Genomic DNA, 14,307 nt, shown 5'->3' with positions numbered 1-14,307 from the left:
CACGTTGCTCGCCCTCTCATCCTAAAGTCTAATTGTCGAATTTCCTTTCCTGACTGACAGTTATAACAAGCTATCGAACCAAGACTGCAAATGGAAACCAGACACAGCAACGCTGTGAACCTTAGGTGCAAGGAGAGAAACAATGAGTGAAGCCCATATTTATCCGGTAAAACAAAATATCAAAGCGACAACCCATGCGGATAATGAGACCTACCTATCGATGTATCAACAATCAATCTCAGACCCTGAAGGATTCTGGAGTGAACACGGTAAGATCGTCGACTGGATCAAACCCTTTACCCAAGTTAAAAGTACCTCGTTTGATACCGGCCATGTCGACATCCGCTGGTTTGAAGACGGCACACTCAATGTTTCAGCCAACTGTATTGATCGCCATCTTGCACAGCGTGGAGATGACGTAGCCATCATCTGGGAGGGCGACGATCCAAATGATGATAAAACCCTGACCTTTAAAGAGCTTCATCGCGAAGTCTGCCGTTTCTCAAATGCACTCAAAGAGCAAGGCGTACGCAAGGGTGATGTCGTTTGCCTATACATGCCAATGGTGCCAGAGGCCGCCATCGCGATGCTGGCTTGTACCCGTATTGGTGCCGTTCACACCGTTGTTTTTGGTGGATTTTCTCCTGAGGCTCTCGCGGGACGCATTATCGACTCGGACGCAAAAGCGGTGATCACCGCTGACGAAGGGGTGCGTGGTGGACGTGCCGTTCCTCTCAAGAAGAACGTCGATGAGGCGTTGACTAACCCTGAAGTCAAAACCATTAGCAAAGTTGTCGTCTTTAAGCGAACTGGCGGTGCAATCGACTGGCATGAGCATCGCGATGTTTGGTGGCATGAAGCGGTAGCGAATGTCTCAGATAATTGTCCTGCTGAAGAGATGAAAGCCGAAGACCCCTTGTTCATTCTCTACACTTCCGGCTCTACCGGTAAGCCCAAAGGGGTTATGCATACCACGGGAGGTTATTTGGTTTACGCGACCATGACCTTCAAGTATGTCTTCGATTACCAACCTGGAGAGACCTTCTGGTGTACTGCCGATGTCGGCTGGATTACTGGTCACAGCTATCTCATTTATGGCCCACTTGCTAACGGTGCGAAAACCATCCTATTTGAAGGGGTGCCAAACTACCCAACCACCAGCCGTATGAGTGAGGTCGTGGATAAGCATCAGGTGAATATTCTCTACACCGCACCAACCGCGATACGCGCTTTGATGGCCAAAGGTAATGAAGCCGTTGAAGGCACCTCTCGTGACAGTTTACGTATCATGGGCTCAGTCGGTGAACCGATTAACCCTGAAGCTTGGGAGTGGTACTACAAAACAATTGGTAATGAGAAATCACCCATCGTCGATACTTGGTGGCAAACAGAGACGGGTGGCATCTTGATTACGCCACTGCCTGGTGCAACCGAATTAAAACCGGGGTCAGCCACTCGACCATTCTTTGGCGTACAACCAGCACTAGTCGATAACATGGGGAACATCGTAGAGGGGGCTACCGAGGGCAACTTGGTGATCCTCGACTCTTGGCCTGGTCAAATGCGTACCGTTTATGGCGATCATGAGCGCTTCGAGCAAACCTACTTCTCGACATTCAAAGGCATGTACTTTACTGGTGATGGCGCTCGCCGTGATGAGGATGGCTACTACTGGATAACAGGTCGTGTTGATGATGTTCTCAACGTCTCTGGTCACCGCATGGGTACCGCTGAAATTGAATCGGCATTGGTTGCGCATGAAAAGATTGCAGAAGCTGCCATCGTCGGTATCCCACACGACATTAAAGGCCAAGCCATCTATGCCTACATCACCCTTAACGATGGCGAGTATCCAAGTGCCGAGTTACACAAAGAGGTGAAAGACTGGGTACGCAAAGAGATAGGGCCAATCGCAACTCCGGATGTATTGCATTGGACAGATGCACTGCCGAAAACTCGCTCGGGCAAAATCATGCGCCGCATCTTGCGCAAGATCGCCACAGGCGATACCGGTAACCTGGGCGATACTTCAACGCTAGCGGATCCAAGCGTGGTCGATAAGCTCATTGCAGAAAAAGCCGAGCTGGCATAACTGACATCATCATGCGCGTCAGTGAGATTGTTTAACCTTAACCGCCACACCTGTGGCGGTTATTTATTCAGGGTTTCCTGAATGGATTTCGCAAGTTGCTCAAATCGACCTCGCAACGGAGAACCTGGACGATACGCAAGCACAATTCGACGTGATGGCTGTGGATCCGTCGCTTTAACGTAGCACACACCATCTTTCTCTTTCTCTTTTGGCACTGAAAGCTCCGGTAGCAGTGTAATACCCGCGCCCGCCGCCACCATGTTGCGCAATGTTTCAAGGCTGGTTGCTTTAAAGCGGTCGTCATCCTTTGCCCCTGCGGCAAAACAGAAACCTAGCGCCTGATCCCGTAGACAGTGGCCGTCACCTAACATCAAGACCGTCTTGCCATTCAAATGTTCCATCTCGATGCTGTCTTGCTGTGACCACTCGTGATCACAAGGTACCGCTAGCGTCATCGGTTCATCATAAAGCACAATTTCTTTGAATTGCTCGGTTTCAGCCACTGCTGCCAGCACCAAACAATCCAGTTTGCCATCTTGTAGTTGACTCACCAATTGATGGGTTTGAGCCTCATGCAGGAAGAGCTCAAGCTCAGGAAATTGCTCTTTCAGCGACGGAATGATTTTTGGTAGGACATAGGGGCCTACAGTAGGGATAAAGCCGATGTGCATTGGCCCAATCATCTCACCATTTTGACCACTTGCCATTTCACGGAACAGCTTGATTTCAGACAAAATTCGCTTGGCCTGCTCTACGAGCTGCAAGCCGGCATCAGTAAACAAGACCTTGCGACTGTTACGCTCCAATAGCGCGGTACCAAGTTCGTCTTCTAACTTACGAATTTGACCACTTAGGGTTGGCTGACTGACAAAGCATGCCTCAGCCGCTTTGCGAAAGTGCTTATGTTCAGCAAGAGAGACCAAATACTCAAAATCGCGAATATTCATTAGTTTGCCTTTTAATAGAATTTACCTATTAAAACGATAACACCAAACGATTATCCCTATCAAAACATTTTGGCAATAATGAATCCATCAAAACAGAGAGCAACGCAACGCACTCAATATTCTTTCTTTTTTATTTAGGACTCGACAATGTTTAATGAACAACAAGTACTAGCAGCCAAAGTAGGTCAACCTGTACCACAAGTCACTTTCCCAACTCGCCAAGGCGATCAATGGGTAAATGTAACGACTGACGACCTATTCAAAGATAAAACCGTTATCGTATTTAGCTTACCAGGTGCGTTTACACCGACCTGCTCTTCTAGCCACCTACCACGCTACAACGAGTTATACCCAGTATTTAAGGATCATGGTGTCGATGAAATCCTGTGTGTTTCTGTTAACGACACGTTTGTGATGAACGCTTGGAAACAGGATCAGGAAGCAGACAACATCACCTTCATTCCAGACGGTAATGGTGAGTTCACAGATGGCATGGGAATGCTGGTCGATAAAGATGATTTGGGTTTTGGTAAGCGTTCATGGCGCTACAGCATGCTAGTGAAAAACGGCATCGTGGAGCAGATGTTTATCGAACCTAACGAGCCAGGCGACCCGTTCAAAGTCTCTGACGCTGATACTATGCTAGGCCATGTTGCACCAACTCATAAAGTTCAAGAGTCCATTACCGTATTCAGCAAGCCTGGTTGCCCATTCTGTGTGAAAGCCAAGCAAGCATTGATTGACCAAGGCCTTCAGTATGAAGAAATTGTTCTAGGTAAAGATGCAACCACAGTAAGCCTGCGTGCGATTACTGGTCGCTCAACCGTACCGCAAGTCTTCATCGGTGGTAAGCACATCGGTGGCAGTGAAGAGCTTGACGCTTACTTCGCTCAGTAATTGCCGCTTTCTCAATAATAACCATCACTTCGTAATAACTAGGCCCAGCTCTTTGAGGTTGGGCTTCTCCCTCACCATAGCGACGCTAAGGTAAGGGAAAACGATGCAAAAGCTTTGAAAGCACAACAACGGCTCATGGATGAGCGATCTTCAGAGTGATACTTTCCGAAACACTACTATAAACATAAGTCCAAGTCCTTTCCCCAGCTTCTCATTGTCAAAGCTGGGGATTTTTTTGCTTGCAGCCCCGCTAACTCAGGGTGTCGGTTCCCCTTATAGGGTATATACTCGCCACTATTATCCTTTACCTTGAGCACAACATGTCTTGTAACCGCTGCCAAGAACATTGATTTTGGAAAAAGTTAGGGCGCTGCCAGCGATGCATGGATCAACTGACCGTTCTTTCGGTTGTCTGCTGGGTAATATGGTGGTTTTTCTTTCGAGATGCGCCGAAGAGCATTTAATCTATTGCACTGATCATGGCAGGATTTGCTTTTAATGTGTTGCTGGCTTTACATCTGTTGATGAAGTTTATCGTGCTGCCCATGAATAAGACAAAAGTGAACAAGAGTAAAAAGAAGTAACACCAAAAAGAAAAAAGCCCCGATATCAATAGGATTTCGGGGCTCTCTTAGATTCTTCTAAGAAAAAGCAGTGGTACTTTAATAGACCCGCCCTTTCTCAAATGGTTCCCAACAAAATCGATCTTTTTGATCTTTTATTGGGCAAACTGCACCAACGCTATGCAACACTCTGTTTTACAATCATTTGTTCGGCAAAATTTATTTCAAGAGCGACCTCATCACACGCATGCTGACGCGGGCACTGATCGCAATCTTTTAACACCTTCTCCGGCAGTAAGCTCTTAGAGGTTGGTACAAAGTCATGGTTCATAAAGAACTCTGGCGTACGAGTCAAAACAAAGACTTTCTGAATCGCCATCTGTTTCGCTTTCTCTACCAAGTGCTGCACAATAGCCGTACCGTGCCCTTGACCATGCCAACCCGCTTCAACACCGAGAGAGCGAATTTCAGCAAGACCTGAATCGTAGACATACAAAGAAGCACAACCGGTGACTTCTCCATGGTGCTCGGACACCGCAAATGAACCAATATCTCTTACCAGCTCATTGCGAGAACGCGGTAGGTTTTCCCCCATATTCGCCCAGTAAGTGACCATGCCCTCGAGTGATTCAACATCCGTTAGGCGAGCTGAACGCACTTTCACTGCAGAGGTATCGCGGGCATCAAGACGCTTCTCTGCTTGCTCAACCGCGAATTTAACCTGAGTTGGAGAAACGCCACCAAGCGCACTGCGCTTCTCTAGACAAGACTCAATCGTCAAGATGTCGTAAACATCCGCCTCAATGACCTCTGAGAAAGTTTTCAGTTCGGCAATCGACAACTCTTCCAGCGCACAACCTTTCGCAATCGCGCCAACCACAGCCACGCCGACGATATGATGCGCCTCACGGAATGGAATACCCTTAGCGACTAGATAGTCTGCCAGCTCGGTAGCATTCGCATAACCTTGTTTCGCCGCTTCCAGTGTACGCTCACCGTTCACCTTGATGCCGTCAAAACACAGTGCCGCCATTTCCATGCAGTCATTCCATGTATCTAGCGCATCAAACAGCCCTTCTTTATCCTCTTGCATATCTTTGTTGTAGGCAAGAGGCAAAGCCTTAACCGTCATCATCATACCCGCGAGTGAGCCATAGACACGTCCGGTTTTACCACGGATAAGCTCAAGCGCATCGGGATTTTTCTTTTGTGGCATTAATGAAGAGCCTGAGGTCACGGTATCTGCCAGCTCAATAAAGTTCGACTCGCCTGAATTGTAGAAAATCATATCTTCTGCGAGGCGGGACAAGTGCAGCATGGAGATCGATGCAATCGACATCAGTTCCATCACGTGATCACGGTCTGAAACCGAATCAAGTGAGTTTCTCGTCGCACGTCTAAAACCGAGGTTATGTGCCAGTGTTTCACGATCCATTGGGTAGGCGGTACCCGCAAGCGCACCAGAGCCCAGTGGGCATGTATCTAGACGCTTAATCGCATCACTCAAGCGTGAGTAATCACGTTCGAACATTTCCACATAGGCCAAACACCAGTGAGCAAAAGTGACTGGCTGTGCTCGTTGCAGGTGAGTGTAGCCAGGAAGCACAGTACCTTGATGTTCTCTTGCTACCGAAACCATCTGTGATTGAAGGCGATCCAGCCCCAACAATAGCTGTTGCCCCTGTTGACGACACCATAATTTTAAATCGGTCGCCACTTGGTCATTACGCGAACGACCTGTATGGAGTTTTTTACCCAAATCACCGACTTTACCAATCAGTTGCTGCTCAACCCAAGAGTGAATATCTTCTGCATCGGATGCCAGGATCTGATGTGGGTCTTCCATCACCTCAAGTTTGAGCTCATTTAGAGCCAATTCAAGCTTCTGTTGTTCATCCTCTGTCAATACATCAACAGAGAGCAGTGCCTTAGACCATGCAATCGAGCCAACAATATCTTGCTCGGCTAAACGGTAATCAAAGCGAAGTGAATCGTTAAAGTCTTTGAATCTCGTATCTGCCGCTTGGGTAAATCTTCCGCCCCATAATGCCATTGTCACTCTCCTAATGCTCACTAATCACTGCTTAAGCGAAGCTCAGCCCTGATTTAAATCCGTGTCTTTGTTGGTATGGTTCAAAGTTACGGCAAAACGGAGATAAAATAAAGTATTAATTCACTAATTTCACATAAATATTCACGCGTGGTGCATTTGTAGTTAATCATGCAGAAGAAATAGAGTCTCGCCCGTCTTGTTTCTATCCCCCTGAAATAACAAAAGGCTGCGATAAAAAATCACAGCCTTTGAGTATTTAAACAACTTCTTGAGAGTAAGCTTACTTCTCTTTCTTCGCTTCGTTCAGCGCACGAATACGGCTCGATAGCGAGTAAAGACGGATAAAGCCACCCGCATGACTTTGATCGTAAACCTCATCCTCGCCAAATGTAGCAAACTCTTCTGAGTACAAGCTGTTATCTGAGCGTTTCTGTGTAACCGTCGCCTGGCCTTTGTAGAGTTTAACCACAACCTCACCATTCACATCTTGCGCTAGCTCTTCAGATGCCGCCAAGATTGACTTACACAGTGGCGTGAACCAACGGCCATCGTAAACAAGGTGAGAGGCTTTCACACCAAGCTCTTCACGGAACTCAAAAGAGGACTTATCGAGCACCAGTTGCTCAACCGCACGCAGAGCTTCCATCATGATGGTGCCCCCCGGAGTTTCATAGCAACCACGAGACTTCATACCAACGAGACGGTTTTCAACAATATCGATACGGCCAACACCGTGCTTCGCACCTTTCTCATTCAAGTAAACTAGTGCGTTGTATGGCGTCATCGCTTCACCATCGACACCAACAACTTCACCCTGCTCAACTTTCAGCGTCACGTATTCAGCTTCATTAGGAGCCTGCTCTGGATCGACCGTCCAAACCCAGCAATCTTCGTTAGGCGCATTCCAAGTATCCTCTAGCACACCGCCCTCTGTAGAGATATGCCACGCGTTCGCATCACGCGAGTAGATCTTGGTTAGTGAAGCAGAACAAGGGATATTGCGCTCGGCAAGGTAATCCAGACACTCTTCACGACTGACTAAATCCCACTCACGCCAAGGTGCAATCACGTGTAAATCTGGTGCTAGCGCAGCAAACGCACCTTCAAAACGCACTTGGTCGTTACCTTTACCCGTACAGCCATGGCACAGCGCGTCTGCACCGACTTTACGCGCCACTTCCACTTGCGCTTTCGCAATGATTGGACGCGCCATTGAAGTACCTAGCAGGTATTTACCTTCATAGTAAGCCCCTGTTTTTAGCGTTGGGTAGATGTAATCTGCAACCATCTCTTCTTTAAGGTCAGCAATGTAGCACTCAGAAGCACCCGATGCTTTTGCCTTTGCTTCAATACCTTCTAGCTCTTCTGCGCCCTGACCTACATCAGCGACAAACGCAACCACTTCACAATCGTAGTTCTCTTTCAGCCATGGGATAATCACCGACGTATCTAGACCGCCAGAATATGCGACAACCACTTTATTTACTTGAACTTTACTCATCATCATTCTCCATATTCCCTTACTCAGCTTGGCGGCCTGTAGGGAGTTTGTATTTAAATCCGTTACTTAAAACTGTTTCTTAAACTATTGTTTCTTGAATATTGTTTAGTGGGGTAAGAACTGGGTACCTATATTCTTGCCCGCAAATAATTCTTTCAATTGTTCTGGATAGCGCCAGCTCGCAACCTCAATAGAGCGACCAAGCTCTTGAGCGGCTTGCAGTGCCGCCTCTACCTTAACAATCATTCCATCTGTAATGACTTTGCCTTCAATAAGCGCATGAGCTTGCTGTTCATCAAGGGAGTGCAGAAGGTGACCTTTACCATCGAGCACGCCACTCACATCGGATAGCAACACCAAATCAGCATCAAGTGCGCCTGCGACCGCAACCGCTGCTTGATCGGCATTGACATTCATCAGCTGGCCTGAGTTGGTTAAGCCAATAGAGCTGATAATAGGCAGAGCTTGAGTATTCAAAATCGCCTGCAGTAATCCAGAGTCGCCAGGTGTCGCTTTACCCACCGCGCCCAGCTCAGGGTTCAACTCTTCCACTTGACATAAACCACCATCCGCTAGACTCAACCCCGCTGTTTTTAGACCCGCTGCAATAGCTTGGCCCTGCAACAATTTGTTAGCTGTACCCGCTAACGCACCCGCAATAATAGGAATTTGATCGTAAGGTGTGACGCGAAGCCCCTCTTTCTTGACTGTTTCAAGTTTGAGCTGACTCATTAAGTCATCGACCAAATAACCACCACCGTGCACGATGACAATCTGACGCTGCGCCTGCTGCTGATAGTCGGCAATCGCATTAAACAGTTGCTGCAGCGTATCGCCACATGAGAGTGCTGCGCCGCCCAGTTTAATCACTAATGGTGTCGTCATGATGGTTTCTCCCTATACTAACGCGGTCAATGGCTCAAAGCCGTAATGAATATTCAAACACTGCATAGCTTGGCTAGAGGCGCCTTTGAGCAAGTTATCAATCGCGGAAACGACGATGACGTGCTCCCCCTGAACTTGCCAGCCAATGTCACAAAATGGCGTGTACTGAACGTCTTGCAGGCGTGGAATTCCTTCTTTAATGCGTACTGCAGGCTTTCCTTGGTAAGCCTGGTTAAATGCCTGTGCTACCTGTTCACCTGACACGTCTGCTTTTAACTTCATCGTGATGGTGGCGAGAATGCCACGTTTGAAGTTGCCAAGGTGTGGAGTAAAAATCACATCACAACCCAAATGCGCAGCAATCTCTGGCTGATGGCGATGATTAAAGACACCGTAGGGCTGCAGACTCACTTCACAGAAGCTATTGGTCATTGTCGCCTTACGACCTGCCCCAGACACGCCGCTTGTGGCATTAATCACTGGCCACTGAGCAATATCTAACAAATCAGACGCCACTAAAGGTTTGATGGCTAATTGGGAAGCGGTTGGGTAACAGCCAGCAACCGCGACAAGTTGCGATTGCTTGATAGCCTCTTCATTCCACTCTGCCAAACCATAGGCAGCACTCTCAAGGTGTTGGTCAAACTGGTGCTCAAAACCATAGAATTCGCTATAGAAAGCTTGGCTTCTCACGCGGTATGCACCGGAAAGATCAAACACTTGGCAGCCGTGCTCTAGGAACACTGGTGCTAAATCATGGCTGACTTCGTGGGCAGTGGCGAGAAATACCACATCACAGCTTTGTGCGACCGCATCGACATCTTTTAGTGGCAGTACCGGCGCGTCAATGATGCCAGCCAGCTTGCCGTGCAACTGGGCAATGGGCTTATTGGCATCTAAGCTATTGGCGGACACATACAAACCTGATAGCGTGAGGTTTGGATGCTTTTGCACCATCAGGGCTAACTCTGCCCCTGTGTAACCACTTGCGCCTACAATGGCTGTTTTTAAAAGCTTTGACATCTTACCGGTTCCATCTGGTTTATTTCACTGCATTGTTAATGACTACAAATCTATAATATTCATTATATTTTGATTTTTTATTCATTAAAAATGATTTAATATCCGTTTTACCGTCTATTTCACACTCTGTCAACAGGGAAAGTAAAGAGAATATGCAATTACCTAGATTTATCGATGTTTATGAAGGTTTGATTTCGACACCTTCAATCAGCTCAACCGACCCGAGTTGGGATCAGGGCAACGCAAAAGTTATTGAAAAGATGGCAACCTGGTTTCAAGACCTAGGCTTCGAGGTTGAAACTGAGCAAGTGGAACCAGGCAAGTTTAATCTGACCGCGAAAATGGGCAGTGGAGAGGGCGGCCTTTTACTTGCGGGGCACAGCGACACTGTGCCATTTGATGAAGGGCGCTGGAGCTTCAACCCACATGCACTCACTGAAAAAGACGGCAAATTTTATGGCTTAGGCACCGCAGATATGAAAGGCTTTTTTGCCTTCATTATTGAAGCCGTAAAAAAGACAGATTGGAGTAAGCAGCAGAAGCCACTCTACGTCTTAGCCACTTGTGATGAAGAAACCACCATGCTTGGTGCTCGTCATTTCACAGAAAATGCCCCCTTTAAACCCGACTACTGCATCATAGGTGAACCAACAAGCCTAAAACCCATTCGTGGTCACAAAGGGCACGTAGCCAACGCCATTCGTGTTACAGGTAAGTCTGGGCATTCATCCGACCCAGCGCTTGGCGTTAACGCGATAGAGATAATGCATGAAGTGCTTTTCGCCATGATGCAGCTGCGCGATAAATTGATTAAAGAATTCCACCATCCGGGATTCGCCATTCCAAGCCCGACCCTAAACCTTGGCCATATCCATGGGGGCGATAGCGCCAACCGAATTTGTGGCTGTTGCGAGCTCCATTATGATGTGCGCCCCCTACCGGGTATCAGCCTTGATGGTTTGGACAACATGCTGCGTGACGCCCTCAAAGAGGTTGAAGCCAAATGGCCGGGACGCATTTCCATTACTGCCCTGCATGAGCCTATTCCTGGTTATGAGTGTCAACACGACCATCCGTTTATCGGCAGTATTGAGCGCATTACGCAGTGCAGCTCTGAAACCGTGAACTACTGTACGGAAGCGCCATTCCTGCAACAGCTTTGCCCAACATTGGTTATGGGTCCTGGCTCCATTGACCAGGCACACCAACCCGATGAGTTTTTGTCACTCGATTTTATCGACCCGACAATCAATGTGCTGAGTAAAGCCATTCGCGAATATTGCTTTTAACTGAATAGCTCCCTCTTTGAAAAGAGGGAGCTATAGTATCTCATCGACAAAAACAACCCCGAACGTAATAAAATTTCAAAATTACTTTCCACATCTCGACATCTTTGCATGATAAGTTCACATTATTTGACTAATGGCGATATTTTTCGCTAGATTGTCTCCTTAAAGATAAACATTGGATGTAATTTTTTTACAAGGCAGGACGTTATGAACGAGAAGTACGCTGCACTCACAAGCAATGTAAGCATGTTGGGTCGATTACTTGGTAACACTATTCGAGACGCACACGGTGATGTGATTCTTGAGAAGGTTGAAACCATTCGTAAACTTTCCAAATCTGCTCGTGCTGGCAATAAGGCAGACCGTGAAAAACTGATCGATGAGATCAAGAGTCTACCTAATGATCAGCTCACGCCTGTGGCCCGCGCCTTCAATCAGTTCTTGAATCTGACCAATATGGCAGAGCAATACCACACCATTTCGCGCCACTGTGATGCGCACGTGTGTGAGCCAGACACCATCAACACCCTTTTCTCAAAGCTTGCTCAGCAAGACATCAGCAAGCTAGACACAGCACAAGCAATCCGCGACCTCAACATCGAGCTGGTGCTCACCGCGCACCCAACAGAGATCACTCGTCGTACGATGATTAACAAGTTGGTTAAAATCAATGAGTGTCTCTCTGATCTTGAGCTTAACGATCTTTCCATTCGCGAGCGCCAAAAAACCGAGCGCCGCCTAGAGCAACTGATTGCTCAAAGCTGGCACTCAGATGTCATTCGCAAGCAGCGTCCAACACCACTTGACGAAGCGAAGTGGGGCTACGCCGTCGTTGAGAACTCGCTTTGGCAAGCGGTACCAGAATTTCTCCGTGAATTTGATGGTCGCCTAAAAGACTATCTTGGTGAAGGGCTTCCGCTCGATGCAAGTCCTGTACACTTCTCATCATGGATGGGCGGTGACCGTGACGGTAACCCGTTCGTCACTCACACCATTACTCGTGAAGTGATGCTGCTGTCTCGCTGGAAAGCGGCAGACCTATATCTTGCTGATATCAATGAGCTCATTACCGAGCTTTCAATGACCAAGTGTAATGACGAAGTTCGATCTTTAGCAGGCGAAGAGTCTCACGAACCGTACCGTTGCATCTTAAAAGGCTTGCGTTCACTGCTTGAAGAAACCAAAGAGATTTTGGATGCTAAGATCAACGGTCAGAAATTGGCGGTCAAAGCACCACTGCAAAATGCCGACCAACTTTGGAAACCGCTACTCGCGTGTTACCAATCGCTCCGTGAATGCGGTATGAGCATTATTGCGGAAGGTTCTCTGCTTGATACACTGCGCCGCGTGAAAGCCTTTGGCGTGCACCTCGTTCGTTTAGACATCCGTCAAGAGAGTACGCGTCATTCAGATGTGCTTTCGGAGCTAACTCGTTACCTTGGCCTTGGTGACTACGATCAATGGAGTGAGCAAGATAAAGTTGCGTTCTTAACTTCCGAGCTCAACTCAAAGCGTCCACTATTCCCTCGCGATTGGCAGCCTTCTGAGCCAGTACAGGAGGTGATTGATACCTGTAAGATTCTCGCCGCTCAACCACGTGAAGCCTTTGGTGCCTATGTTATCTCAATGGCGCGTACCGCTTCAGATGTCCTTGCTGTTCACCTCATTCTTCAAGAGTCTGGCTGTCCTTACCGCATGGATGTCTGCCCACTGTTTGAAACATTAGAAGACTTGAACAATGCGGAAGCAGTGATCAAGCAACTGATGGGTATCGACCTATACCGTGGCTTCATTCAGAACCACCAGATGGTGATGATCGGTTACTCAGACTCGGCAAAAGATGCTGGCGCAATGGCTGCTGGCTGGGCTCAATATCGTGCGATGGAAGCGCTGGTTAAAGTCGGTGAAGAAGAGGGTATCGATCTGACTCTATTCCACGGCCGTGGCGGTACCATTGGTCGTGGCGGTGCGCCGGCACACGCTGCACTTCTTTCTCAACCACCAAAGAGCTTGAAAGGCGGTCTTCGTGTAACAGAACAAGGCGAGATGATTCGCTTCAAGCTGGGCCTACCTGAAGTGGCTGTTAACAGCTTTAACATGTATGCCAGTGCGATTCTAGAAGCGAACCTACTTCCACCACCTGAGCCAAAACAAGACTGGCGCGAGCTGATGGATGTATTGTCGGAAGTATCATGCGAGTCGTACCGCAATGTAGTACGTGGTGAAGCCGACTTCGTGCCTTACTTCCGTCAAGCAACACCTGAGCTTGAGCTTGGTAAACTCCCACTCGGTTCTCGCCCTGCAAAACGTAACCCGAACGGCGGTGTTGAAAGCTTACGTGCAATTCCATGGATCTTCTCATGGAGTCAAAACCGTCTTGTTCTACCCGCTTGGTTAGGTGCAGGTGAGTCAATCCAGTACTCAATCGATAAAGGTCACTTAGGCCTGCTCGAAGAGATGTGTCGTGAGTGGCCGTTCTTCTCGACTCGCTTAGGCATGCTGGAGATGGTTTATTCGAAGTGTAATATTGAGATCTCTCGTTACTACGATGAGCGCTTGGTAGAGCCTGAACTCATGCGCCTTGGTGATCGTCTCCGTGAACAGCTTCAAACCGATATTAAGGCGGTACTGAACGTTGAGAACAACGAAAACCTCATGCAAAGTGACCCATGGGGCCAAGAATCGATTCGTTTACGCAACATCTACGTCGAGCCTTTGAACATGCTGCAAGCAGAACTGCTATACCGTACTCGTCAAACCGAGGAGGCGGATCCAGAGCTTGAAGAAGCCTTAATGGTGACCATTGCGGGTATCGCTGCAGGCATGCGTAATACTGGATAAATGCATATTGTGAGCTAGGTCTCAGTGCAATTTTGAGAATCCCTGTAAATAGTGTTAACAACACTGGTTGCAGGGATTTTTTATTTATCTGCAAAGTCAAAGACTTAATGATATAAGTGTCAATTATTAACAATTTTGCATATAAGCCACTCTACACCTACACTTCTGATTGGGTATACTATACGGCTAAAATGAAGTTGCTAAACAAAAAGCGAC

The 14,307-nt window shown here is 47.7% G+C and carries 9 protein-coding genes and 1 pseudogene; 5 read left to right on the top strand and 5 right to left on the bottom strand.

What is annotated here, in order from left to right; translation table 11 throughout:
• The first annotated feature begins 142 nt into the window (after positions 1 to 142).
• On the top strand, positions 143 to 2,092 hold the full coding sequence (acs, locus tag GT360_RS01340) for an acetate--CoA ligase (RefSeq protein ID WP_164647165.1): 1,950 nt from the start codon (positions 143 to 145) through the stop codon (positions 2,090 to 2,092).
• Positions 2,093 to 2,151: 59 nt separating this feature from the next.
• Here acs and oxyR read toward each other — a convergent pair whose 3' ends face one another.
• Entirely contained in the window at positions 2,152 to 3,039 is an 888-nt protein-coding gene (oxyR, locus tag GT360_RS01335) for a DNA-binding transcriptional regulator OxyR (protein ID WP_164647164.1), read from the bottom strand.
• Between the two features lie 147 nt (positions 3,040 to 3,186).
• On the opposite strand from oxyR, the gene GT360_RS01330 reads away from it, so the two are divergent.
• Together GT360_RS01330 and GT360_RS01325 are read left to right on the top strand one after the other, a co-directional pair.
• Positions 3,187 to 3,936 carry a glutathione peroxidase gene (locus tag GT360_RS01330; RefSeq protein WP_164647163.1) on the top strand — a complete coding sequence of 250 codons (750 nt, stop codon included), beginning with the start codon at positions 3,187 to 3,189 and terminating at the stop codon, positions 3,934 to 3,936.
• Positions 3,937 to 4,256: 320 nt separating this feature from the next.
• Positions 4,257 to 4,520, top strand: a pseudogene (locus GT360_RS01325) (DUF3624 domain-containing protein).
• Positions 4,521 to 4,677: 157 nt separating this feature from the next.
• On the opposite strand, the gene argH reads toward GT360_RS01325, so the two are convergent.
• The 4 genes from argH to argC all read right to left on the bottom strand — a co-directional run bounded on the left by argH (position 4,678) and on the right by argC (position 9,961).
• Complete coding sequence (argH, locus tag GT360_RS01320; protein ID WP_164647162.1) at positions 4,678 to 6,552, bottom strand: argininosuccinate lyase; 1,875 nt, start codon at positions 6,550 to 6,552, stop codon at positions 4,678 to 4,680.
• Positions 6,553 to 6,832: 280 nt separating this feature from the next.
• Positions 6,833 to 8,053 (bottom strand): argininosuccinate synthase, encoded by a 1,221-nt coding sequence (locus GT360_RS01315; protein ID WP_164649537.1) that lies wholly within the window; start codon positions 8,051 to 8,053, stop codon positions 6,833 to 6,835.
• Between the two features lie 105 nt (positions 8,054 to 8,158).
• A complete protein-coding gene (gene argB, locus GT360_RS01310) occupies positions 8,159 to 8,938 on the bottom strand; it encodes an acetylglutamate kinase (protein ID WP_164647161.1) in 780 nt (259 codons plus the stop codon).
• Positions 8,939 to 8,950: 12 nt separating this feature from the next.
• Entirely contained in the window at positions 8,951 to 9,961 is a 1,011-nt protein-coding gene (argC, locus tag GT360_RS01305; RefSeq protein ID WP_164647160.1) for an N-acetyl-gamma-glutamyl-phosphate reductase, read from the bottom strand.
• A gap of 152 nt (positions 9,962 to 10,113) precedes the next feature.
• On the opposite strand from argC, the gene argE reads away from it, so the two are divergent.
• Both argE and ppc read left to right on the top strand, forming a co-directional pair.
• On the top strand, positions 10,114 to 11,250 hold the full coding sequence (gene argE, locus GT360_RS01300; RefSeq protein ID WP_164647159.1) for an acetylornithine deacetylase: 1,137 nt from the start codon (positions 10,114 to 10,116) through the stop codon (positions 11,248 to 11,250).
• A 207-nt stretch (positions 11,251 to 11,457) separates the two neighbouring features.
• Entirely contained in the window at positions 11,458 to 14,091 is a 2,634-nt protein-coding gene (gene ppc / locus GT360_RS01295) for a phosphoenolpyruvate carboxylase (protein ID WP_164647158.1), read from the top strand.
• Positions 14,092 to 14,307 lie beyond the last annotated feature (216 nt).

Source organism: Vibrio astriarenae, from assembly GCF_010587385.1.
GTDB lineage: Bacteria > Pseudomonadota > Gammaproteobacteria > Enterobacterales > Vibrionaceae > Vibrio > Vibrio astriarenae.
The sequence above is the reverse complement of the archived record's forward strand: the minus strand, read 5'-3'. Positions and strand labels throughout refer to the sequence as shown.